At 65.6% G+C, this 23,870-nt stretch carries 15 protein-coding genes; 7 read left to right on the forward strand and 8 right to left on the reverse strand.

Annotation, left to right across the window (positions count from 1 at the left end):
• Nucleotides 1–412: enoyl-CoA hydratase-related protein (locus tag AKL29_RS45970; RefSeq protein WP_244482564.1), on the forward strand; the 412-nt coding region annotated here is incomplete at its 5' end.
• Here AKL29_RS45970 and AKL29_RS33470 read toward each other — a convergent pair.
• A complete protein-coding gene (locus tag AKL29_RS33470) occupies nt 409–2,271 on the reverse strand; it encodes an acetyl-CoA hydrolase/transferase C-terminal domain-containing protein (protein WP_050387105.1) in 1,863 nt (620 codons plus the stop codon). The genes AKL29_RS45970 and AKL29_RS33470 overlap by 4 nt on opposite strands.
• A 242-nt stretch (nt 2,272–2,513) precedes the next feature.
• Here AKL29_RS33470 and AKL29_RS33475 point away from each other — a divergent pair, with 242 nt between their 5' ends.
• Together AKL29_RS33475 and AKL29_RS33480 are read left to right on the forward strand one after the other, a co-directional pair.
• Entirely contained in the window at nt 2,514–3,932 is a 1,419-nt protein-coding gene (locus AKL29_RS33475; RefSeq protein WP_028331667.1) for a TolC family outer membrane protein, read from the forward strand.
• 138 nt (nt 3,933–4,070) lie between these two features.
• Nucleotides 4,071–5,039 (forward strand): amidohydrolase family protein, encoded by a 969-nt coding sequence (locus AKL29_RS33480; RefSeq protein WP_050387106.1) that lies wholly within the window; start codon nt 4,071–4,073, stop codon nt 5,037–5,039.
• Here AKL29_RS33480 and AKL29_RS33485 read toward each other — a convergent pair.
• From AKL29_RS33485 to AKL29_RS33495, 3 genes are all read right to left on the reverse strand, one after another.
• Nucleotides 5,032–8,166 carry an efflux RND transporter permease subunit gene (locus tag AKL29_RS33485; RefSeq protein WP_050387107.1) on the reverse strand — a complete coding sequence of 1,045 codons (3,135 nt, stop codon included), beginning with the start codon at nt 8,164–8,166 and terminating at the stop codon, nt 5,032–5,034. The genes AKL29_RS33480 and AKL29_RS33485 overlap by 8 nt on opposite strands.
• A gap of 115 nt (nt 8,167–8,281) precedes the next feature.
• A complete protein-coding gene (locus tag AKL29_RS33490; protein ID WP_028331670.1) occupies nt 8,282–9,529 on the reverse strand; it encodes an efflux RND transporter periplasmic adaptor subunit in 1,248 nt (415 codons plus the stop codon).
• Nucleotides 9,530–9,680: 151 nt separating this feature from the next.
• Nucleotides 9,681–11,087: a CoA transferase gene (locus tag AKL29_RS33495; RefSeq protein ID WP_050387178.1), complete on the reverse strand. Its 1,407-nt coding sequence runs from the start codon at nt 11,085–11,087 to the stop codon at nt 9,681–9,683.
• A 122-nt stretch (nt 11,088–11,209) separates the two neighbouring features.
• On the opposite strand from AKL29_RS33495, the gene AKL29_RS33500 reads away from it, so the two are divergent.
• On the forward strand, nt 11,210–11,497 hold the full coding sequence (locus tag AKL29_RS33500; RefSeq protein WP_018270628.1) for a hypothetical protein: 288 nt from the start codon (nt 11,210–11,212) through the stop codon (nt 11,495–11,497).
• A 623-nt stretch (nt 11,498–12,120) separates the two neighbouring features.
• Here the strand turns inward: AKL29_RS33500 and AKL29_RS33505 are convergent.
• From AKL29_RS33505 to AKL29_RS33515, 3 genes are read right to left on the reverse strand one after another with little or no spacing between them, the layout of a single operon-like run.
• A complete protein-coding gene (locus AKL29_RS33505) occupies nt 12,121–15,561 on the reverse strand; it encodes an error-prone DNA polymerase (RefSeq protein ID WP_050387108.1) in 3,441 nt (1,146 codons plus the stop codon).
• Nucleotides 15,558–17,207 carry a Y-family DNA polymerase gene (locus AKL29_RS33510; RefSeq protein WP_050387109.1) on the reverse strand — a complete coding sequence of 550 codons (1,650 nt, stop codon included), beginning with the start codon at nt 17,205–17,207 and terminating at the stop codon, nt 15,558–15,560. Before AKL29_RS33510 ends, AKL29_RS33505 begins: the two co-directional genes overlap by 4 nt.
• Nucleotides 17,098–17,892 carry an ImuA family protein gene (locus tag AKL29_RS33515; RefSeq protein ID WP_050387110.1) on the reverse strand — a complete coding sequence of 265 codons (795 nt, stop codon included), beginning with the start codon at nt 17,890–17,892 and terminating at the stop codon, nt 17,098–17,100. The genes AKL29_RS33510 and AKL29_RS33515 overlap by 110 nt, the downstream gene beginning before the upstream one ends.
• Nucleotides 17,893–18,148: 256 nt before the next feature.
• Between AKL29_RS33515 and AKL29_RS33520 the strand changes: the two genes are divergently transcribed.
• Nucleotides 18,149–19,618, forward strand: coding sequence for a UdgX family uracil-DNA binding protein (locus tag AKL29_RS33520; protein WP_050387111.1), 1,470 nt, complete (start codon nt 18,149–18,151; stop codon nt 19,616–19,618).
• Between the two features lie 539 nt (nt 19,619–20,157).
• Nucleotides 20,158–21,780 (forward strand): inorganic phosphate transporter, encoded by a 1,623-nt coding sequence (locus AKL29_RS33525; RefSeq protein WP_028331677.1) that lies wholly within the window; start codon nt 20,158–20,160, stop codon nt 21,778–21,780.
• Nucleotides 21,781–21,871: 91 nt separating this feature from the next.
• Here AKL29_RS33525 and AKL29_RS33530 read toward each other — a convergent pair whose 3' ends face one another.
• Nucleotides 21,872–22,780 carry a LysR family transcriptional regulator gene (locus AKL29_RS33530; protein WP_050387112.1) on the reverse strand — a complete coding sequence of 303 codons (909 nt, stop codon included), beginning with the start codon at nt 22,778–22,780 and terminating at the stop codon, nt 21,872–21,874.
• A gap of 138 nt (nt 22,781–22,918) precedes the next feature.
• Between AKL29_RS33530 and AKL29_RS33535 the strand changes: the two genes are divergently transcribed.
• The coding region (locus AKL29_RS33535; RefSeq protein WP_193395272.1) for a cytochrome P450 family protein at nt 22,919–23,870 on the forward strand (952 nt) is incomplete at its 3' end.

Below are 23,870 nucleotides of genomic sequence, written 5' to 3' on the forward strand. Positions count from 1 at the left end.
CGCCGACACCGCCAAGTTCGGCCAGCCGGAAATCACCCTCGGCACCATTCCCGGCATCGGTGGCACGCAGCGCCTGACCCGCGCGATCGGCAAGTCGAAGGCGATGGACCTCTGCCTGACCGGGCGGATGATGGATGCGGCGGAAGCCGAGCGCTCGGGCCTCGTGTCGCGGATCGTGCCGGCCGACAAGCTGCTCGAGGAGGCGCTCGCGGCAGCCGAGAAGATCGCCTCGATGTCGCGTCCGGCCGCCGCAATGGCCAAGGAAGCCATCAACCGCGCGTTCGAGACGCCGCTCGCGGAAGGCATGAATGTCGAGCGCAACCTGTTCCACTCGACCTTCGCGCTCGAGGATCGCTCCGAGGGCATGGCGGCGTTCATCGAGAAGCGCAAGCCGGTCAACAAGAACCGTTAACCCATTCGGCTCCGTTGCAATGCCGCGGTGACGAGCGCGCGATAGGCGCGCTCGGCGAAATGCGTCGGCTTGTCGAGACCGAGCCGCGCCAGGCATTCGCGGTCGGCGGCATCGGGCGGATGCCGCATGCCCTGCCACAGCAGGCCGGCGAGTTGCAGCGGCGTGTGCTGCGCCTGCCGCAAGATCTGCAAAGCCGGAATCAGCCGCTGCTCGACATCGGTGAAGTCGCTGCCGAACGGGAATGACGGCAGCAGCCCGGCGTCGCGCGCGGGCCTCAGCGCAGCACTGATGCGCTCGGGATAATTTTCGCGATGCGCCGCAGGAATCTCGTAGCTGCGCGGCAGCTTGCCGGCATCCTTGGCCTGCCGCATCAATTCACCCTGGAAGCGGGAGTCCGAGACCTGCAGCATCGCGGCGATCACGTCGGCATCGGATTTCCCCCTGACGTCGGCGACGCCATATTCAGTGACAAAGACATCGCGCAGATGCCGCGGGATGGTCTCATGTCCATAGGACCAGCGAATGTTCGACTGCGCTTGCTTGGCGGACTGACGGGTCGCCTCCAGCGCCAGCACAGAACGTGCGCCCTCGAGCGCGAATGCCTGCGCCACAAAATTATACTGGCCGCCGACCCCGCTCACGACCTGGCCGTTCTCGAGACCGTCCGAGATCGCAGCGCCGAGCAGCGTCGCCATCATCGCATTGTTGACGAAGCGCGCATCGACCCGGGCGCGACGCTTGCCGTCCTCGTCGCCGAAGATCTCGTTGGTGAAGGAAACCGGCATCATCTGGATTCGCGCCAGCTGCTCCGGTGCCATCTCGCGCAGCGCCCGGTAGAATGATGGCGGGCCCAGGAAGAATGCGCCGTGCAGGATCACGCCGCCGACCTCGCGCTTGAGGATGCCGGCGTCGATCAACCCGAGGAACGCCTCGAACAGCATCTCGCTGACGCCGTAGAGACCCTTTTCGAACGACCCGGTCCCGGCCGCGGCGAGTTGCCCGGTACCGGGCGCAAGGTGCCGCATGATGCCGTGGAATTGGGCGTTGTCGCGATGGCGGACCACGAGCCCCTGCGCCAGCGCGTCGCCGACCTGCCCGATGCCGATCTGCAACGTGCCGCCGTCGCGGACCAGACCAGCGGCGTGCAAGCCGATCGCATATTTGGTGTCGCTGATCGGCTCGGACGGCGGCGCGAACAGCGAGAAATCGGTCTCGGGACTGTCGAGCACCGCGGCGAATTGATCCGCCGGCAGGTCGCCGGCGCCGGGCATGAACGGCAGCTCGGAATTGACCTGGCCGATCAGCTTGAACGACGCCCGCCCCTGCGCACGGGCGCGCAGCACGTCGAGCGTGGTGTCGGTGTTGCAGCTCAGGCTGTAGCGCGGCACGCCGTCAACCATGCGCTTGGCAACGAGCTGAGGCACGACATTCAGTCCGCGCGCCAACAAATATGACGCCGCATGGGTGTAGTTGGCGGAAATGTAGTGCTGTTGCGCGAATGGCTGGTGCAGCCACTGCCCCGCGAGGAAGAAGAACTCGATCACCTTGATGTTGGGCGGAAGTGCGCCATGATGCAGCGCATCCGCGTAGGCGAGATCCGGATAGCCGTCGAACAGGCGGTCGATCACCGGTCCGATGAAACGCCGTTCGAGCAGGCTCTTCGGCTTCGGCTTTTCCAGCGTCAGTGCGGAGAACAGCGTCAGGTTGATGGAGCGGTCGGCCACCGCCCGCGCATACAGCGCGTTGACGATGTGATTGGCCTTGCCGAGGCCGAGCGGCAGCCCGACCACCAGTTCGGTTCCGACGTCACGAATGATGTGCTCCGCGATCGCCTCGGGGTCGGAGAAGAATATCGGCATCAGCAATGGACCCGGACGAGACGGTGGATAACCGGCATCGTTGAATCGACGGCCGGCGGTTCAAACTTATACTTCATATGACCGATACGTGCGCCTGTGACGAACCGGCAACAGACAAGAACTGAAATGATGTGCAGATGTCGCGCGGCGGTTTGTCTGTGGCGGCACCGCCCCGTAAACAGGTAGATGTGTCGGCGGCGTCGGCGGGGGCGCACTGCCGGAGTTTTGGTTTGCGGGATCACATGGTTGAGCGTGCCGCGAGGGTCGGCGACGTAGCGAGGCGCGTGCTTTTGTCGGGCATCGGCCTTGGCGTGCTGGCATGTGCGCTGCTGACGGAGACCGCGGCCCGCGCCGAGAGCCTGCCGGAAGCCTTGGTCAAGGCGTATCAGACCAATCCGCAACTCAACGCCGAGCGGGCGCGCCAGCGTGCGACCGACGAGAACGTGCCGCAGGCGCTGGCCGGCTACCGTCCCCAGATCATTGCCGGCCTGTCGGTCGGCCTGCAGGCGGTGCGCGATCAGCTGCCCGGCAATGTGATCCAGACCGCAACGCTGAAGCCGTGGCAGATCGGCGTCACGGTGACGCAGACCCTGTTCAACGGCTTCAAGACCGCCAACAGCGTCCGCGTCGCCGAGTTGCAGGTGCAGTCCGGCCGCGAGGCGTTGCGCAATGTCGGCCAGGGTGTGCTGCTCGACGCCGTCACCGCCTACACCAATGTGCTGGCTAACCAGACCCTGGTCGAGGCGCAGCGCGCCAACGTCGCCTTCCTGAAGGAGACCCGGGCAATCACCGAACGGCGCCTCAATGCCGGCGACGTGACGCCGACCGATACCGCCCAGGCCGAGGCGCGACTGAACCGCGGCCTTGCCGACCTCAACGCCGCCGAGGTCAATTACGCGATCAGCCAGGCCACCTATGCGCAGGTGGTCGGCAACGCGCCATCCCAGTTGCGCCCGGCCGAGACCATCGACCGACTGTTGCCGCGCAGCCGCGAGGATGCGATCGCGCTCTCGCTCCGCGAGCATCCCGCCGTCACCGCGGCAGGCTTCGACGTCGACGTCGCCTCGACCTCGATTCGCGTCGCCGAGAGCAGCCTGATGCCGAACGTCTCCGTGCAGGGCAGCGTCAGCCGCAGCCGCGACACCGACACCACGCTCGGCAGCTTCGGCACCGATCAGGCCTCGGTGATCGGTCAGGTGACGCAGCCGATCTATGACGGCGGCACCGCCGCATCGCAGACCCGGCAGGCCAAGGAGGTCGCGGCGCAGAGCCGGCTGGTGCTGGATCAGGTCCGCAATCAGGCCAAGACCGCCGTGGTCAGCGCGTGGGTCGCCAATGAGGGCGCCAAGATCGCGGTGTCGGCCTCCGAGTCCGAGATGAAGGCTGCGGAAGTTGCGCTGGCTGGCGTGCAGAAAGAAGCCGCGGGCGGCCAGCGCACCACGGTAGACGTGCTCAACGCGCAGCAGGATCTGATCACCGCGCGAGCACGGCTGATCGGTGCGCAGCGCGACCGCGTGATCGCCTCCTACACGCTGCTCAGCGCGACCGGGCGCCTCGACGTCAAGACGCTGAACCTGAAGACGCCGGACTACCTGCCCGAGGTGCACTACCATCAGGTGCGCGACGCCTGGCACGGCCTGCGCACGCCGTCGGGACAATAGGCATTGCGGAACCGTTCGCACCGCGAACGGGCCCTTCCCGCCCGCTCTCTCCGCCGATAACCTCCGCCCCCGCCGGCAACCCATAATGCCGACGCGCGTATGACGCGCATAACAGCCGAGCACACAGGGAGACGTCCAATGCTGACGCGACGCGATATGATGCTGGCTTCCATCGCAGCGGGAGTGACCATGACCAGCGGCAACGCATTTTCCAAGGCAGCGCAACCATCAACCGCGGTGAATTTCGACGTGCCTGCAGGGGCGTGCGACTGCCACACCCACATCCATGGCGACCCCGAGAAATTCCCGTTCTTCGCCGGCCGCGTCTACACGCCCGAACCGGCCTCGCCGGAGGAGATGAGCGCGCTGCACAAGGCGCTCCATGTCGAGCGCGTGGTGATCGTGACGCCGAGCGTCTATGGCCCCGACAATTCGTCGACCCTGTTCGGCATCACGGCCCGCGGGCCGACCGCGCGCGGCGTCGCCGTGATCGACGACAAGACCAGCGAGAGCGATCTCGATGCCATGAACAAGGCCGGCTTCCGCGGTATCCGCCTCAACCTCGCGACCGGCGGCGTCAACGATCCCAATGTCGGCCGGCAGCGCTTCTCGGCCGCGATCGAGCGGATGAAGGCGCGCGGCTGGCATGTGCAGCTGTTCACCAGCCTCGCGATGGTCTCCGCGATCAAGGACCTCGTCGCTACAGCGCCGGTGCCGGTCGTGTTCGACCATTTCGGCGGCGCCGAGGCCGCACTCGGCACCGGCCAACCGGCATTTGCCGACCTGCTCGCGCTGGTCAAGTCCGGCAAGGCCTATGTCAAGATTTCCGGCGCCTACCGCGCCTCCAAGCTCGCGCCCGATTATGCCGACGCCACGCCGCTGGCGCAGGCGCTGATCGCGGCCAATGCCGAGCGCATTGTCTGGGGCACCGACTGGCCGCATCCGGATTCGGTGACGCCGCAAGGCAGGAAGGTCACCGACGTGACGCCGCTGTTTCAGATCGACGACGGCCGCCTCCTCAACCAGCTTCCGGTCTGGGCGCCGGACGCCGCGGTCCGCAAGGCGATCCTGGTCGACAACCCGGCGCGGCTCTACGGCTTCACCTGAGGCTGTCCTTCGGCCGGCGCGAGAAGTAGGAGATCAAGACCGGCAGCGTGATCAGGATCACCAGCGGCGCCAGCATCATGCCGGTGACGACGACGATGGCGAGCGGCTTCTGCACCTGCGAGCCGATGCCCTCCGACACCGCCGCCGGCAACAGGCCGACGCCCGCCACCACGCAGGTCATCAGCACCGGACGCAGCTGCAGCTCGCCGGTGCGGATCACCGCGCGCATCCGGTCGTAGCCTTCATCGATCAGCTGGTTGAACTGCGACAGGATGATGATGCCGTCCATCACCGCGATGCCGAACAGCGCGATAAAACCGATCGCCGCCGACACGCTGAACGGAATCCCCGAGATCAGAAGCCCGAGCACGCCGCCGAAGATCGCCATCGGGATCACGCTCATCGCGAGCATGGTGTCGACCATCGAGCCGAAATTGAAGAACAGCAGCACCGCGATCAGCGCGAGGCTGATCGGCACCACGATCGAGAGCCGCCTGATCGCATCCTGCAGATTGCCGAACTCGCCGACCCACTCGACACGCGATCCAGGCGGTAGCTGCACCTGCTCGTCGATCTTCTGCTGCGCCTCCCGGATCGCGCTGCCGAGGTCGCGCTCGCGCACCGAGAACTTGATCGGCAAATAGCGCTCCTGCTGCTCGCGGTAGATATAGGCCGCGCCGGAGATCAGGTTGATCGAGGCCACTTCGGAGAGCGGGATCTGCGTGATACCGCCGTTGGCGTTCGCCACCCCGATCCGCAAGTTCTGGATCGCTTCCGCGCTCTTGCGATATTCCGGCGCAAGGCGGACGATAATCGGGAAGTGCCGGTCGCTGCCCGGCTCATAGAGGTCGCCGGCGCTGTCGCCGCCGACGGCAACGCGGATCGTGGCGTTGATATCGCCCGGTGACAGGCCATAGCGCGCGGCACGCGCGCGATCGACGTCGATCTGGATGGTCGGCTGGCCGAGCGAGGTGAACACCGCAAGGTCGGTGACGCCCTGCACCGTCGACAGCACCGACTTGATCTTGTTGGCGGTGTCGGTCAGCGCCTGCAGATCATTGCCGTAGAGCTTGATCGAGTTCTCGCCCTTCACGCCGGACACCGCTTCCGACACGTTGTCCTGCAGATATTGCGAGAAATTGAATTCGACGCCCGGGAATTTCTCCTGCAACTGCGCCAGCAATTGCGCGGTCAGCACGTCCTTGTCGTGAGTATTTGGCCATTCGCTGGCCGGCTTCAGCGGCGCGAAGAATTCGGCGTTGAACAGGCCGGCCGCATCGGTGCCGTCGTCGGGACGGCCGTGCTGCGACACCACCGACACCACCTCGGGGCGGCTGCGGATCAGCTTCCGCATCTCGTTGACATAGGCATTGCCCTCCTGCAGCGAGATCGTCGGCGGCAGCGTGGCGCGGATCCACAGATTGCCCTCTTCCAGCTTGGGCAGGAATTCGAGGCCGAGGAAGCGCGCGAAGATGATGGTCATGACCACGAGGCCGGCCGCGCCGGCCATCACCAGCTTGCGGTTGGCGATCGCCCAGTTCAGCACCGGCAGGTAGATCGCGTCGAGCTTCTTGACGATCCAGGTCTCGGTCTCGTGGATATGCGCCGGCAGGATGATCGCGCTGAACGCCGGAGTGACCGTGAACGTCGCCAGCAGCCCGCCGGCCAGCGCGTAAGCATAGGTGCGCGCCATCGGGCCGAAGATGTTGCCCTCGACGCCGGACAGCGTGAACAGCGGCAGGAACGCCGCGATGATGATCGCCGCGGCAAAGAAGATCGAGCGCGACACGTCGGCGGCTGCCGACAGGATCGCGTGGCTCTTCATCCCCATCACCGTGTCCTCGGAGATGTGGCTTCGCTCGTCTTCCGACAGCGCGGTGGTTTGCGACAGCCGGCGGAAGATCGCCTCCACCATGATCACGGTGGCATCGACGATCAGGCCGAAATCGATCGCACCGACCGACAGCAGATTGGCGGATTCGCCGCGCAGCACCAGGATGATCACGGCAAAGAACAGCGCGAACGGGATCGTCGCGCCGACGATCAGCGCGCTGCGGAGGTCGCCGAGGAAGATCCACTGCAACAGCACGATCAGGAGGATGCCGACCACCATGTTGTGCAGCACGGTGTGGGTGGTGAGCTCGATCAGGTCCTTGCGGTCGTAGATCCGCTCGATCTTCACGCCGGGCGGCAGGATCGAGGAATGGTTGATGTCGTGGACCAGCTGCTCGACGCGGGAAATCGTCGGCGAGCTCTGCTCGCCGCGGCGCATCAGGACGATGCCCTGCACGATGTCGTCGTCATCGTCGAGGCCGGCGATGCCGAGCCGCGGCTTCTCGCCGATCGTGACATGGGCGATGTCGCGCACCAGCACCGGATTGCCGCCGGACTGCGAGACCATGGTGTTGGCGAGGTCGTCGATCGAGCGGATCAGGCCGACGCCGCGCACCACCGCCGATTGCGAGCCGATGTTCACGGTGTTGCCGCCGACATTGATGTTGGCGTTGGAAACCGCCTGCAGCACCTGCGGCAGCGTCAGGCCGTTGGCGACCAGCTTGTTGAAGTCGACCTGAATCTCATAGGTCTTGGTCTTGCCGCCCCAGCCGGTAACGTCGATCACGCCGGGCACGGCGCGAAAGCGGCGCTGCAGCACCCAGTCCTGCAGCGTCTTGAGGTCGAGCACGCTGTAGTTCGGCGGTCCCTTCAGGCGGTAGCGGAAGATTTCGCCGATCGGACTCAGCGGCGAGATGCCGGGCAGCACGTTGCCCGGCAGCGGCGCGAGCTGCGACAGGCGGTTGAGCACCTGTTGCAGCGCCTCGTCATAGGTGTAGTCGAAGGAGAACTGCAGCTTGACGTCGGAAAGGCCGTACAGCGAGATGGTACGGATGGTCTTGAGGTTCTTGATGCCGGCGACCTGGGTCTCGATCGGGATCGTGATGTAGCGTTCGATCTCCTCGGCCGAGAGGCCCGGGCTCTGCGTCACGATATCGACCATCGGCGGGGTCGGATCGGGATAGGCCTCGATGTTGAGCTGCCTGAACGCGAGCAGGCCGCCGATCAAGACGGCCACGAACATGGCCACCATCAAGTAGCGGCGATTGACGGCAAGGGCGACGAGGCGATCCATTCAGATCGGCGCTTTCAACTGGAAGGGAGTTTTCTTATTGAGCGTGATCTCCGCGCAAACGCGTTGCGCGTTTGTCGCGAGGGAAAACCGCTTCCCGCTTTTCCGGATCATGCGCTTAGGTGCCTGATGCGGCGCGGTCGATGAAGAGGCTTCCCTTCGTCACGATCTGCTCGCCCGGCTTGAGGTTGCCGGCCACCTCGACGAGGTCGCCATTGATGAGGCCGGGCTTGATCTGACGCAGCTCGATGGTCTTGTCGTCGGCCCTCGCGACCCAGAGCCGAACCTGGTCGCCCTCGTAGATCAGCGCCTGCTTCGGCACGCCGACCGCCGGGTGATCGCCCTTCGAATACAGCGTCACATTGGCGAACATCTCGGGCTTCAGCCGCTTGTCGGCGTTGTCGATGGTGGCGCGAACCAGGAGCCGGCGCGAGGTCGCGTCGATCGCCGCGGCGACATAGTTGACCCGGGCGTTCAGCGTCTTCCCCGGCAGCGCCATCACGCTGAAGGTGAGGTCCTGGCCGACCGCGACATTGTCTGCGTCGGATTCGCGGACGAAGGCGATCAGCCAGACCGTCGACAGATCGCCGATCACGTAGACCGGGTCGCTGGCGCCGGTCGAGACATACTGGCCGGGACCGGCCTTGCGCTGCACCACGGTGCCGCCGATCGGCGCGAACACCGTCGTCTCCGGATTGAGGCGGCCCTTCTGCCGCAGCGTCGTGATGTCGTCGTCGCCGAAGCCGAGAATGTGCAGCTTGTTCTGCGCCGCTTCCAAAAGCGTCTGCGCCGAGCGCGCATCGTTCTGCGCTTGCACCAGCGCCGCCTGCGCCTGCTGATAATCCTTCAGCGGGATCGCCTTGCCCTCGGACAGATCCTTGGCGCGCTTCTCCTGGATCTGCGCCAGGTCGAGCGCCGACTGCGCCTTGTTGAGGCCGGTCATCGCCGCGATGTAATCGTTCTGCGCCTGCACGGTGTCGGCCGCCTCGATCACGAACAGCGGCTGGCCCTTCACCACGGCATCGCCCGGCCGCACCATGAGGCGCGTGACGCGTCCGGTATAGGGCGAGTAGACCGGGGTGGAGCGGTCCTCATCGATGCCGATCTTGCCCTCGGTCACCAGCTCGGAGCGGAAGGTGTGCTCGCTCACGGTCTGGAAGGTCAGGCTGGCCCACTCGGCCGCCGACGGCGCATAGCGCGCGCCGCCCTTGCGGGACTGGCTGGAGACTTCCGAAGATGTCTGCTTTTCCGAGCCGAAACGCGTGTAGCCATAGGCACCCGCGCAGGCAACCGCCAGCAGCGCCGCGGCCACGACCAGGCGCGGGCGGCTAAAGCTCTGCATTCTCTTGGTAAACTCTTTCACCATGCGGTCCGCGGGGTCGATCGTTGCAGCATCCGGCGGGACGGCCCCAGCGGTGCGCTAATAGTGCTGAATTGGCGTCTCAAACAACCTAAAAATCGCCCTTCGGCGACGCCTGTCGTTAAAGTTTGCATAGCCTGAACGGCAGCTGAATGTCTCATCCGGGAAACTCCGGGGCAGGAAACTCCGGAGGGTGGCTGCCGAGGGGCATGGCCGGACGGGACCAATGGGCCGGGGTCCTGGACAGCACGGCGGCATGCCGGACCGAGCTCAGCGTACCAAAGCCGGACGGCAGCCGTTCGATGAAGGGCTGCACCGCATCCGCCTTCAGGTCCTCCGTCGCAAGGCCTCGTTCGAGGCGGCCGAGATTCCACAGCCAGCGCCCGGTCTGTGCCAGCGATACCCGGACGTGCCAGCTGCCGCCTTCGCGGGCCTGGCGGGCCTTCGCCATCATGGCGCCGAACGCCATGAAATATCCGGTGGCGTGGTCGAGCATCTGGGCCGGCAATTCCTTCGGCCCATCCGTGCCGGCCGCCTGTCCTTCGGCATGATTGAAGCCGGTCGTGGTCTGCACCAGCGAGTCGAAGCCGCGGCGCCCGGCCCACGGTCCGGCATGGCCATAGGCCGACAGCGTCACATAGACGATCCCGGGATTGATCCGCGCCGCTTCCTCCGGCGAGAAGCCGAGCCGCGCGATCGCCTGCGGACGATAACCCTGCGAGAGAATATCGGCCTGCGCCACCAGACCCTGCATCACGCCCCGCCCCTCTTCGCTCCGCAGCTCGAGGAAGCTCGTGAGCTTGCCGCGGCCGGTGTCGATGGTGAGCCAGGGGATCGCCGGCAGATCGGGACCGGAGATCAGGAGTACGTCGGCGCCATGCGCCGCGAGCGTGCGGCCGGCGACGGGGCCGGCGATCACGCGCGACAGGTCGAGCACACGGATTCCGGCCAGCGGCCGGTTGCCCGCGGGCCACGGCTTCGGTGCGGCCTCGCCGATCTTCTCGATCGAGATCAGCGGCAGTTTTGCCAGTTCGTTGGCATGCGGCGTCGCCGACCACTCGTCGTGCGAGCGCATCAAGGCGACGACGCCGCCGGCGGCGTAGGCCGCGGTCTCGAACGCCTCGCCGTCCCATTGCAGCAGCGCGGCCTGGACGTCGTCACGTTCAGCGTTGCAGCCCAGCACCTTGCAGACGGCGTCGCGGTGATGCGGGAAATTGGTATGCAGGCGGACGAAGCGGTTGTCTTTGATACGATAGACGCCGGCGATCTTGTCCCAGGCCGGCGGCGGCGGCTTGTCGTCGACGCGCAGATAGCGCTCGCTGCGGCATTCGACGACGGCATGGCGGATGTCGACCGCGACATCCTGCTGCTCGCCGCTGCGGGCCTTCCAGATCTCGGCCGCGGCGAGGCCGGCTGCTGCGATCGGCGCCTGCGCTGCGGCTGCGACCCGAAACGACGACGGCAGCTGCGGCTCGCTGCCGGTCAATGTGACCGCATCGAGCGCGGCCGGCGCGCCGCCGGCGCCGGTCCAGACATCGGAAAGGATTTCACGAATGTCCTGCATGCGCATACCCGTTTGCGATTATTCTATGCCCGAGCATGATGACAAAAAGGCGGTGCCCGATCCCAACCGTCATTTCCGGTCCTGCTTCTATCCAGCTCTGCCTGACCCACACAGGAGTTGCAATGGCTGCCATCGATCCTCTCACCGCCGGCGCTGTCTTCCTCGCGACCGCAGCGACCGACGCGGTCTATGTCATGTTCACCTCGGCGGTCGTGGCGCGCAAGCGCGTGCCGGCGGCGACCTGGAGCAGCGTCTGGTATGTGCTGTCCTCCTATGCGGTGATCAGCTACACCGAAAACTGGCTCTACGTCGCCTTCGCCGCCCTCGGCTCGTGGGTCGGCGCCTACGCATCGATCACCTTCCTGCACCGCCCGCCCGGCGGACCGCCGGTCGGCGCCGCGGTGGAGTAGCATGCAGCGGCTGAGGAAGTCATCCGTCGTCGATGCAACATGGGGCCTGTCCGACAGGGACCGGTTGTAAGCTACGTGTCAGCATTGGCGTGTAGGCTACACGTTCGCATTCGCGCGACATAAGTCGATGAACCGATTGGATGGACAATGGCGCGTTCGCGCCGCAGGGACTCAGGGGTCCCATACGCCGCAGCGAATGTTGTAGGCGGGACTCGCCGTTGCAAGAGTGCATAACAATTTGCTTCGGTGGTTATGGGTCCCTGCTTTCGCAGGGACGACGATGAGGATGGTCCTCGATTCAAGTTGCCACACCACGCGGCGTCATCACCCGCGCATGCGCGCATGCGGGTGATCCAGTATTCCAGAGACGGCCGTTATTGAGCCGAGGGGCCGCGGCGTACTGGATCGCTCGCATGCGCCCCCCCCGGGGAGAATGAGAGTCCACGGTTGCTTCCCCGGCGTCGTCCCGGCGAAAGCCGGGATACGCCGCGGAGGATGTTGTGGATGGCACTCGTCCTTGCAGCACCGCGTAACCATTTGCAGCGGTGGTTATGGGTCCTGGCTTTCGCCAGGACGACGTTGGGGATGGAGCTGGTTCAACAGCTGCCGTCATTGCACGACAGCTAATGGAAATCGCGGGACGGCGGCAGGATGCGGACGTTGCGCGGGTGGCGGATCTTTTGCGGCGAGTTGTCGCCGTGATCGCGGCGGTCGTCGTTGAGCGGCTCGATCAGCGCGGGGCCCGCCGGTACCGGATGCTTGCGGCTCAAGGATTCATTGGCGAGACCGATCAGATCGTGGGAGCGATCGGTCATGCGCTGCGCCACCAGATGCGTCACGCCCTCCGGGCTGCTCTGGATATAGCCCTCGACCAGGATCAGGCGCGCGCCCATCACCTCCTTGCGGTACTGCTCCATCACCTTCGGCCACACCACGATGTTGGCGATGCCGGTCTCGTCCTCCAGCGTCATGAACACGACGCCCTTGGCGCTGCCCGGCCGCTGCCGCACCAGCACGACGCCGGCACAGCGGACGCGGCGGCGGTCGTTGCTCTGGTTGATTGTATGGCAGGCGACGACGCGCTCCTTCGTGAAGGTGTCGCGCAAAAACTCCATCGGATGGCCCTTCAGCGACAGGCGGATGGTCTGATAGTCGGCAACCACCTGCTCCGGACGCGGCATCTCCGGCAGTGGCTTGGCGCCCTCATCCGGCTGCTCGCGCGCGGTGGCGGCCTCGAACAGCGGCAGCGGCACGTCGTCGGGCAGCCGCCGCACCACCCACAGCGCCTCGCGGCGGTCGAGCCCGAGCGAGCGGAACGCATCGGCGTCGGCGAGCAGGATCAACGCGCGCTTGGGCAGGCCGGTATCGCGGGCGAAGTCTTCCAGCGAGGTGAACGGCCGGCGGTTGCGCGCGGCAACGATGCGGTCGGCCCAGTCTTCTTTTCCAACGCTGTCATTCCGGGGCGATGCGATAGCATCGAACCCGGAAGCTCGAGATTCCGGGTTCACGCTTCGCGTGCCCCGGAATGACAGTTGAAGCTTCCTCAACCGCTCCTCGTCCTCATCCAGCCAGTGAAATCCATCGATCTGGCGGAAGCCGAGCCGCACCGCGCAGTATTTCCCGTCGCGCTCCTCCAGCGTGTTCTGCGCAAAGCTATGGGAGACATCGACCTCGCGCACCGTGACGCCGTTCTTGCGGGCGTCGCCGACGATCTGCGCCGGGGCATAGAAGCCCATCGGCTGCGAGTTGAGCAGGCCGCAGCAGAATGCATCGGGATGATGGTGCTTCAGCCATGAGGAAATGTAGACGAGCTGCGCAAAACTCGCGGCGTGGCTTTCCGGGAAGCCGTAGGAGCCGAAACCCTTGATCTGGTCGAAGCAGCTGCGGGCGAAGTCGGGCGAATAGCCGCGCGCCACCATGTTGCCGACCAGCTTCTCCTCGTAGCTGCCGATGGTGCCGAGGTTGCGGAAGGTCGCCATCGAGCGGCGCAGGCCGTTGGCTTCCTCCGACGTGAAATGGGCCGCCTCGATCGCGATCCGCATCGCTTGCTCCTGGAACAGCGGCACGCCGAGCGTCTTGTGCAGCACGTTGTAGAGCTCGTCCTTGTCGCCCTGGTCGGGCGCCGGCGATGGATAGCTGACCTTTTCCTGGCCGTTCCGCCGGCGCAGATAAGGATGCACCATGTCGCCCTGGATCGGCCCGGGGCGCACGATCGCGACCTCGATGACGAGATCGTAGAAGGTGCGCGGCTTTAGGCGCGGCAGCATGTTCATTTGCGCCCGGCTCTCGACCTGGAACACGCCGAGCGATTCGCCGCGGCACAGCATGTCGTAGACTTCTTCTTCGTCCTGCGGGACCGAGGCGAGCTCCCAGTGCTCGCCCTTGTGGTCGGCGATCAGGTCGAAGCATTTGCGGATGCAGGTCAGCATGCCCAGCGCCAGCACGTCGACCTTCATCATATGGAGCGCGTCGACGTCGTCCTTGTCCCATTCGATGAAGGTGCGGTCATCCATCGCGGCGTTGCCGATCGGCACATAGGTGTCGAGCCGATCCTGGGTCAGCACATAGCCGCCGACATGCTGCGAGAGATGGCGCGGAAATTCGATCAGCTCGGTGGCGAGCTCGACCGCGAGGTTGATCATCGCATTTTTGGGATCGAGCCCGGCCTGGCGCACCTGCATGTCGTTGAGGCCCTTGCCCCAGCTGCCCCACACGGTGTCGGCGAGCGCCGCGGTGACGTCCTCGGTCAGCCCGAGCGCCTTGCCGACATCGCGGATCGCGCTGCGCGGGCGATAATGGATCACGGTGGCGATGATCGCGGCGCGGTGGCGGCCGTAGCGGCGGTAGACATATTGCATCACCTCCTCGCGCCGCGAATGCTCGAAATCGACGTCGATGTCGGGCGGCTCCAGCCGCTCCTTGGAGATGAAGCGCTCGAACAACAGATCGACCTTGGTCGGATCGACCGAGGTGACGCCGAGCACGAAGCAGACCGCGGAATTGGCCGCCGAGCCGCGCCCCTGGCACAGGATGTTCTGGCTGCGCGCATAGTGCACGATGTCGTGCACGGTGAGGAAGTAATGCGCGTATTTCAGCTCGGCGATCAGCGCGAGCTCCTTGTTCAGGGTGGTGCGAAGCTTTTCGTCGATCTCGCCGCCGAAATATTTGTCGACACCGGCCCAGGTCAGATTTTCCAGATGCTGCTGCGCGGTCTTGCCCGGCGGTACCGGCTCGTCGGGATACTGATATTTGAGCTGGTCGAGCGAGAAAGAGATGCGCGCAGCAAAACGCATGGTTTCCGCGATCGCGTCCGGCAGATCGCGGAACAGCCTGATCATTTCTTGCGCCGGCTTGAGATGCCGCTCGGCATTGGCCTCGAGCCTGCGCCCGACCGCCTCGATCGTGGTCTTTTCGCGGATGCAGGTCAGCACGTCCTGCAGCGGGCGGCGCGCCGGATGGTGATAGAGCACCTCATTGGTGGCGAGCAGCGGCACGCCGGCGTCAGTGGCGAGGCCATGCAGCCGCGCGAGGCGGCGCCTGTCGTCACCGCGATAGAGCAGGCTTGCGGCGAGCCAGACGCCGTCGGCGGCGCTTGCCTTCAGTTGCGCAAGCAGATCGAGCGCATCGGCAGCCTCGAACCGATGCGGCAGCGCCAGCACCAGGAGCTGACCCTCGACGAAGTCGAGGAGGTCGGCGAGCTTCAGATGGCACTCGCCTTTCTCGATCCGCACGATGTCGTCGCCGCGCTTGCCGCGGGTCAGCAATTGACACAGCCGGCCATAGGCGGCGCGATCGCGCGGATAGACCAGGATGTCGGGCGTGCCGTCGATGAAGACGATGCGGGCGCCGATCAAGAGCTTTGGCGGATGGGCGACCTTCTCGCTGTCGAGCTCCTTCCAGGCGCGCACCACGCCGGCCAGCGTGTTGTGATCGGCGAGCCCGATCACGGGAATCCCGAGTTCGCTCGCCTGATGCACATAGGCGCGCGGATCGGAACCGCCGCGCAGGAAGGAGAAATTGCTGGTGATGCCGATCTCGGCATAGTCGGGTGGAGGTGTGCTCATGCGAACAGCCCGTGCACATACCAGTTGGCCGGAACGGGCTTGCCCTCCTCGTCCCGCAGCTCGCTCTCGTAGAGGCCGTCGCGAAAGATCCAGAAGCGCTGGCCTTCGGCGTCCTCGACGCGGAAATAATCGCGCGTCAGCGGCGCGCCGTCCTGCTTCCACCATTCCATCGCGATGCGCTCGGGGCCCTCGACCCGCACCACGTCATGCTGCGCGCGCCGCCAGGTGAATTGATGCGGCGGACCGTCGGGCACGGTCGCGAACGGCACCTTGATCGGTTCGGGCCGCTCGAACAGCCTAAGCGGACGCAGCGGCGGTTCGCCGGCGACGCGCTCCGGCCAGGCGGCGGCGCCCGCCGCGGCCAGATGATGCTGCGCCGGCAGCGCCAGCGCCGATCGCTCGGGGACGTGGCTTTCGAGCGGCAGATGCACGACGACGCGTTTTCCCCCGATGCGGGTGGCGATGCGGTCAATCAGCGCCGAGAGCTCGTCATTATCGTGTATGGTGGCGTCGAGATCGCGCTGCTGCTGTACCACGATCTCGGTACGTCCTGCGGCGAGGCGAATGAGATCGAAGCCGAAGCCGGGATCGAGCGGATCGTTCAGCGCATCGAGCCGCTCGCGGAACAGGCGGTCGATCATCTCGGGCCGCGTCACCGGACGCCCGGTCTCGACCATGATCGCGCGCACCGCGCCGTCGGTGCGGAAGAAGCTCGCTTCCAGCTGCCGCGCACCCTTGCCCTGCTTGTCCATCGCCGCAACCAGCATCTTGGCGAGGCTTGAGAGCGTCAGCGCGATCACGGTGTCGGTCGCGACAGGCTCGGGGAAACGCTTCTCGACGATGTAATCGGGCAGCGGCTTGCGCGGGCTGATCGGAGCATCGCCCTGCCCGAGCGCGTGGCCAAGCAGGGTGGTGAAAGCCGCACCGAACCGCGCCGAGATTTCATGCGGCGCGCGCGAGGCGACATCGCCGATGGTCTTCAAGCCGGCGCGGCGCAGGCCGGTGGTGACAGCGGCATCGGCACCGAGCGCCGACACCGGCAGTGGACCGACCGCCGCTGCTTCCTCGCCATCGGCGACGATCTTGCCCGAGGCGGTGCGCGTCAGCGTACGCGCCGCGATCGAGGTGCCGGCAATCGCCGCGCTGACGGCAAAGCCGCGCCGACTCAGCGCCCCCGTCACGATCTGCAGCAGCGCGCGCTCACCGCCGAACAGATGCGCGCAGCCGGTGATGTCGAGAAACAGCCCGTAGGGCGCGTCGAGCGCCACCAGCGGCGTGAAGCGGTCGCACCAGTCGGCGATGTCGTTCAGCGTCTTCAGATCGGCGGCGGGATCGGCATCATAGACCGTGAGCTCCGGACAGATCGCCCGCGCATTGGCGAGCGGCAGCCCGATCGACAGCCCGGCGCGCACCGCGGCCTCGTCGACGGCATGCAGCAGGATCGCATTGTGGTCTTTTGCGACGACGACGCTGGGGAGTTCTGCTTTCTTCGCCTCTCCCGCTTGCGGGAGAGGGAGCCCTGCCACCTCCCGTGCATCAGCTTGCGAGGCGATGTCCTGCGCGAGCTTGCGTTTGATGCGGTCGATGGGCAGGCGTGGCAGCCACAGGCTGAGGATACGCCGACGGTTCACTGAATTGGCACTCATCACATTTCCATTCCATGATCCATCGCCCGACCGGGCCATGACGATTGCGCACGAGTTCGGCCTCGAAGCGCGGTGTGCCCCACACGCTCGCGGCATTGCCCGGCGGCGAATGCGCCGCGCGCACGATCCAGCGCGTCTCCGCGGTCGAGGGGATCGCCGTCGCCGCGATCCGCAGCACCAGCGCGGTGACGCCGGAGGCTTGCGCGGCCAGGGTCAATTTGCGGCTGGCGACGAGATCGAGCTGGCGCGCCTGGCCCCAGACCTCGAGCACGACCGCGCCGAGCGCATCGCAGGCGAGCGCGTCGGCCGCGGTGCGCAAACCGCTGTCGACATCGGCGGCGCGCACCGTGACCAAGAGGCGCGGATCGAGGCCGAGCTCGGCAAGCCCGCGCATCGACAGCGCGCCGTTTTCGCGATCGGAAAAATCCTGCCGCACCCAGACCAGCGGCTTGCGTGCCGACAGCCGTCCGGCGAGCCCCGCGATGAAGCCGGTCGCCGCGCCGCCTTGATGGCCGGCCGCGAACACCTCGTGCAATGCGGCCGGCGCAAGCCCGCCGCGCAGCATCGCATCCGCGATCGTATGGCCGAGCGCGACGCGGTTCGGCATCGCCGCATCCGATGGCGCCTCGATGCGCGCGATGCTGCCGCGCAGAGACGCAAGCGTACCCATGCGTGCGCCGTTCATATGCGCCGCTCCTTCAACTTGAAAATTTGAGGTCGTCACTGCCTGAACAGAGAACCAGGGACTGGCTCAATTGTTCATGGTATGTTCTAATATAAAGCTAACAGGGCCCGCGGAGTCAATCGGATTGGTGAGCTCATCGATTCATAAGTGGAATCAATGGGATTCAGCAGCCGCCGAACCGGACGGGCCCTGATCTTCCGCAGTGTCAGGCACGCAGGCCCCGAAAATGGCGGCGTGACGGAAACGGAGCAATCGCATGCGCATCATCGTGCTCGACAACGACACCGATTTCGAGGGCTGGCGCAAGGCCGCGCGGCGATTGGCGCTGAACGATGTGAAGCCCGCGGAGATCACATGGACCGTACGCAGCGACGACGAATTGTCGTCGGCATCCTGCATGAATGAATTGCCGGATACGCCGCAGGCGCGGTTCAATGTGTCGGCCAAATTCGTCGAGCTCGCAAAGGCCGCGATCCTGCATCGCAGTGACGAACGCTTTGCCCTGCTCTATCGCCTGCTGTGGCGGCTGCGCAGCCATCACGATCTGCTCAGTGCGACCGATGATCCCGATGTCGCCGAGGTCCACGCGATGGCGCGCGCGGTCTATGTCGATATCGACAGGATGCATGCGCATCTGCGCTTCCGCGAGATCGGCCGCGAGCGGACGGCGCATTACGTCGCCTGGTTCGAGCCGGAGCATCGCATCGTCGAGCTTGCCGCGCCGTTCTTCGCCGGCCGCTTCGCCGACATGCCGTGGTCGATCCTGACCCCCGACGTCTGCGCACATTGGGACGGGCACGCGATCTCGATCACGCCGGGCGTCGCCAAATCCGAAGTACCGACCGAGGACCGGCTCGAGGAGGCGTGGCGGCGTCACGACAACGGCCGCTTCAATCCCGCACGGCTGAAAGTGATGGAGATGCCGCAGGCCTATTGGAGGAACCTGCCCGAGGACTCGATCATTAAGCCTCTGATCGAAGACGCAATGCGCATGACCAGCGGCCCCTTCATCGCACGCAAGGCGGCCGAGCCGCAGAAGCGGCAGGATACGCCGATGCCCCGCAAGCAAGTTCAAGGCAAGCAAGTTCAAGGCAAGCAAGTTCAAGTTCAAGACAGGCAAGCTCACTACACGATCGCGGCCTTGCGCGAGGAGGCCGCCGATTGCCGCGCCTGCCCGCTGTGGAAAGACGCAACCCAGACCGTGTTCGGCGAGGGACCGCAGAGCGCAACGCTGATGCTGGTCGGCGAGCAGCCGGGCGACAAGGAAGATCTCGCAGGCCACCCCTTCGTCGGACCGGCCGGCCAGATGCTCGATCGCGCGCTGCAGGAGGCCGGCATCAATCGCCGCAAGGTCTATGTCACCAACGCGGTGAAGCACTTCAAATTCGTGCCGCGCGGCAAGATCCGGCTGCACCAGAAGCCGAGCACACCGGAGATCCGCGCCTGCCGCCAGTGGTACGAGCGCGAGCTCGCCACCATCAAGCCGGACCTCGTGATGGCGCTCGGTGCCACCGCGGCGCAGAGCGTGCTCGGCAAGATCACGCCGATCAACAAGAACCGCGGCCATCTGATCGACCACGACGGAACCAAGGTGCTCATCACCGTGCACCCGTCCTATCTGTTGCGGCTGCCGGATGAAAAAGCCAAGGCGCTGGAATATCAGCGCTTTGTCGACGATCTGAAAATCGCCGCACACCAGTTGCGCAGATCGGCCGATGCGGCCTGAGTTCCGCAAAACCAACGGAACCGAGGAACCACATCGCAACGAGAAATTGTTCTAAACGCGGACAAATACCTACAACCTTGAATTGATCCGTGGTAAGGTAGCGTGTTCCGCAGGTATCGGGCGTCATGTTCACGCCATGACGTACCCTGAGGCGGGCGCGCTGCACGGTTTGCTAGCCCCGATCGTGCGGCGCGCCACCTCATCTCTCAATCCCCCTCCCTCATTCGCAACCTTCCCGCTCGCAGGCGCCTGCCGAATTCTCCGGCGGCCACGCCGGCCCGATCGGATGCCGGTGTGATTGTCGTCCGCACAATGTCTCGTCCTGCGAAACGCAGGCCACAGCTTTCCGTCGCGATCGGCGATCCCTTGTTGCTGAAGATTGCCACGAGGCCGCCAAGCCACGTGCGCGCTCAATGCGTTGCACAAAACTTCGGCTCGATGTCCACCGCCACGGGAGACCGGCGCGTCTCGCGGGGCGGATTTCAATTGCTTGTCATATGCATCGATCAAAATCGGGGGCATTGGGACAGGAGTTTACCATGAGCGATATGGCGTTACCCGGCTCGATCGAGCCCGCCCTGAAGAAGGGTCCGGACCTCGACAAGGGCTTTCATCCTCTCACCGGGATTATCTATTTGGGCGTGGTTGCGGCCGCGCTGCTGTTCGTTGCCTACAGCATCTATGCCGATGTCGACGCCACCGGCACGCGCATCACCTCGTTCCTGCCGTATATCCTGCTGTTCGTCGCGCTGCTGATCGCGCTCGGCTTCGAATTCGTCAACGGCTTCCATGACACCGCGAACGCGGTCGCCACCGTGATCTACACCCGCTCGCTGCCGGCGCATGTCGCCGTGGTGTGGTCGGGCATGTTCAACCTGATCGGCGTGCTGCTCTCCAGCGGCGCCGTCGCGTTCGGCATCGTCTCGCTGCTTCCGGTCGAGCTGATCCTGCAGGTCGGCAGCAGTGCCGGCTTTGCCATGGTGTTCGCGCTCTTGATCGCCGCCATCATCTGGAATCTCGGCACCTGGTGGCTCGGCCTGCCGGCCTCGAGCTCGCACACCCTGATCGGTTCGATCATGGGCGTCGGCATCACCAACGCGCTGCTGCGCGGCCGTGACGGCACCTCAGGCGTCGACTGGTCGCAGGCGACCAACATCGCGAAGGCATTGCTGCTGTCGCCGCTGTTCGGCTTCGCGCTCGCCGCCGGCCTGCTCTATCTCCTCAAGATCGCGCTGCAGCGCGCGACGCCGGCGCTGTTCGGCGAACCGGTCGGCGACCAGCCGCCGCCGTGGTGGATCCGCGGCATCCTGATCCTGACCTGCACGCTGGTCAGCTTCTTCCACGGCTCCAACGACGGTCAGAAGGGCATGGGCCTGATCATGCTGATCCTGATCGGCACCGTGCCGACCGCCTATGCGCTGAACCGCGCAATGCCCTCGAGCCAGATCGAGCTGTTCACGGCGCACTCGACCGCGGCCAGCAAGGTCATCGAAGGCAAGGCCGCCGGTTACAACGTGATCGGCAACCCGCGCCCGGCTGTGACCAACTATGTCGCGCAGCACCAGATCAACGAAGGCACCTTTCCGTCGCTTGCGTTGCTGGTGCGCGACATCGGCCAGCAGGTTGCCCAGTATGGATCGCTGGCCAAGTTCCCGGCTGACGCGGTCGGCAACACCCGTAACGACATGTACCTTGCGTCCGAGGCGATCCGTTTCCTGATGAAGGACAAGGAAGCCGAGCTGACCGCCGCCGACATCGCCACGCTGAACGAGTACAAGGGCTCGCTCGATGCCGCGACGAAGTTCATCCCGAGCTGGGTGAAGTTCGCCGTCGCCATCGCGCTCGGCCTCGGCACCATGGTCGGCTGGAAGCGTATCGTCGTCACCGTCGGCGAGAAGATCGGCAAGACCCACCTGACCTACGCGCAGGGCGCCTGCGCCGAGATCACGGCGGCCGCGACGATCGCGGCGGCCGACGGCTACGGCCTGCCGGTCTCGACCACGCACGTGCTGTCGTCAGGCATCGCCGGCACCATGGCCGCCAACGGCTCCGGCCTGCAATGGGCCACGATCCGCAACATCGCGATGGCCTGGGTGCTGACGCTGCCGGCCGCGATGATCATCTCGGGCGTTCTCTACTACGTGTTCTACCACCTGTTCTGACGCCCCACGCTTTCGGCGTAGCAACGCGCCGGACAAAGGTCCGCACTCCGGTGCGGGCCTTTTGCTTTGGACCTGCAGCCCTGCTCGTCGCTCAGGCGGCGCAAGCCTTCGCAACCTCGGCCAGCAGGCCGCGCGCCCATCTGTGCAAGCCGGATTTGGCCGTCCTGGCGCCCCAGTACATGTCGATCGAGATCGGCACGCGGAACGGCAGTGCAGCGACATGGAGGCCGCCGTGCATCGCCCGCGCCAGATGATACGGGATGGTCGCAACGAGCCTGGTGCCTGTGATGATGCGCTCCAGACTATCGTGGTTGGGAAGGCTGACCACCGCCTCGATCTCGATCTTCCTCGCCCTCAGCGCCGCGAGATAAAGCGGCTGCCACTCACCGCTGTGGGTGATGAAGACATGCTCGGCCCTGGCATAGGCCGATAGCGCGATCCGGCCCCGCGCGAGCGGATTGGCTGGATCCATCACGCAGACATAGTGATCGGCGAGGATGTTGCGCCGGAAGAAGCCTTCGCCGGCGATCCCGACCGGACCGAGCACGATGTCGCACTGGTTCTGCTTGAGATGGACGTCGCCATGGCCCGCGGCATCGAGCAGGACGAGACGGACCCGCGGCGCGCCGGCACGCAGCCGCGCGCTGAATTGCGGGATCAGGGTCTGGCGTTCGTGATAGTTGCAGGAGATCGTCACGCTGCCCTGCGCCGTCGCCGGATCGAACTCCGCCGGTGATGCAAGCCCGTCGATCTCGTCGATCATGTCCCGCGCCCAGGCAACCAGCGCCGCGCAGCGCTCGGTCGCCGTCACGCCATTGCCGCTGCGAACGAACAGCGGGTCATGCAGCGCGCCGCGCAGCCGCTCGACCGCATAGCTGATGGTGGACTGGTTGACGTCGAGCCGCTTGGCCGCGGCGGAGAACGACTGCAAGTCATAGACCAGCACAAGGGTCCGCAGAGTCCCGATGTCGATCGGATCGATCGAGGAATTGGCCGCCACGCTATACCTCCCGCATTGCTGGCGGCCCAGCCTAGCACAAGGTCATGGGATATTTCGATGGAGCAAATCAATTCCATCGAATTGAGCGATCGTGTACCCGGGACTAGCCTTGGCGAAAAAGCGCTCCCGGGAGGACCAATGACCAGCGCCGTGCCTGTCGTCACCGATATCGCGTATCAGGATCTGCTCGACGACCCGTATCCGATCTTCCGCCGCCTGCGCGAGATCGCGCCGGCGGTCTTCGTCGCGCCCGCGAAGCTGACGCTGGTGACGCGTTTCGACGACATCATGCGGATCGAGCGCGATCCCGAGACCTACTCGGCCGACAATCCGGCCTCGCTGGTCAACAAGGTGATGGGGCCGACCTTCATGCGCAAGGACGGCGCCGAGCATGCGATCGGCCGCAGGGCGATCGAGCCCTCGTTCCGTCCGGCCACAATCAAGGAGTATTGGGCACCGCAATTTACCGCGATCGCGGCGGCGCTGATCGACGACCTGTCCGCGAGCGACGAGGCCGATCTGTTCTCCGCCCTTGCCGCGCCGATGGCCTCGCTCAGCCTGATGGCGATGATCGGCTTTCGCGCGATGCCGTGGCAGACCCTCGCCGAGTGGTCGCAGGCGCTGATCGACGGCGCCGGAAACTATACCGCCGATGCCGAGATCGAGCGTAAGGCGATGCAGGCGAGCGCCGAGGTCGATGCCGCGATCGACGCGGTGCTCGACGATCACCGCCGTCAGCCGAATCCTTCGATCCTGTCCTCGATGATCAATGCCGATCCGCCGATGCCGATCGAGGGCATCCGCGCCAACATCAAGGTGATCATCGGCGGCGGCCTGAACGAGCCGCGCGACGCGATCCTGACGCTTGTGCTCGGCCTCCTGGAAAACCCGGCGCAGAAGGTCGGCGTGCTGGCGAAGCCCGAGCTGTGGCCGGCCGCGCTCGAGGAAGCGGTGCGCTGGATCTCGCCGATCGGCATGTATCCGCGCCGCGTCACCCGCGACGTCGATCTCTCCGGCACCACGCTGCCGCAAGACCTTCAGATCGGCCTCTGCGTAGGCGCCGCGAACCGCGACGGCAGCCGCTTCGCCG

Origin of the sequence: Bradyrhizobium pachyrhizi, from assembly GCF_001189245.1 — a bacterium.
Taxonomy (GTDB): domain Bacteria; phylum Pseudomonadota; class Alphaproteobacteria; order Rhizobiales; family Xanthobacteraceae; genus Bradyrhizobium; species Bradyrhizobium pachyrhizi.

Excerpts from the sequence above, each read along its gene's own strand:
- AKL29_RS33470 (WP_050387105.1), bottom strand. The coding sequence starts at position 2,271 with ATGCCGATATTCTTCTCCGACCCCGAGGCGATCGCGGAGCACATCATT.
- AKL29_RS33475 (WP_028331667.1), top strand. The coding sequence starts at position 2,514 with ATGGTTGAGCGTGCCGCGAGGGTCGGCGACGTAGCGAGGCGCGTGCTT.
- AKL29_RS33480 (WP_050387106.1), top strand. The coding sequence starts at position 4,071 with ATGCTGACGCGACGCGATATGATGCTGGCTTCCATCGCAGCGGGAGTG.
- AKL29_RS33485 (WP_050387107.1), bottom strand. The coding sequence starts at position 8,166 with ATGGATCGCCTCGTCGCCCTTGCCGTCAATCGCCGCTACTTGATGGTG.
- AKL29_RS33490 (WP_028331670.1), bottom strand. The coding sequence starts at position 9,529 with ATGGTGAAAGAGTTTACCAAGAGAATGCAGAGCTTTAGCCGCCCGCGC.
- AKL29_RS33495 (WP_050387178.1), bottom strand. The coding sequence starts at position 11,087 with ATGCAGGACATTCGTGAAATCCTTTCCGATGTCTGGACCGGCGCCGGC.
- AKL29_RS33500 (WP_018270628.1), top strand. The coding sequence starts at position 11,210 with ATGGCTGCCATCGATCCTCTCACCGCCGGCGCTGTCTTCCTCGCGACC.
- AKL29_RS33505 (WP_050387108.1), bottom strand. The coding sequence starts at position 15,561 with ATGAGCACACCTCCACCCGACTATGCCGAGATCGGCATCACCAGCAAT.
- AKL29_RS33510 (WP_050387109.1), bottom strand. The coding sequence starts at position 17,207 with ATGAGTGCCAATTCAGTGAACCGTCGGCGTATCCTCAGCCTGTGGCTG.
- AKL29_RS33515 (WP_050387110.1), bottom strand. The coding sequence starts at position 17,892 with ATGAACGGCGCACGCATGGGTACGCTTGCGTCTCTGCGCGGCAGCATC.
- AKL29_RS33520 (WP_050387111.1), top strand. The coding sequence starts at position 18,149 with ATGCGCATCATCGTGCTCGACAACGACACCGATTTCGAGGGCTGGCGC.
- AKL29_RS33525 (WP_028331677.1), top strand. The coding sequence starts at position 20,158 with ATGAGCGATATGGCGTTACCCGGCTCGATCGAGCCCGCCCTGAAGAAG.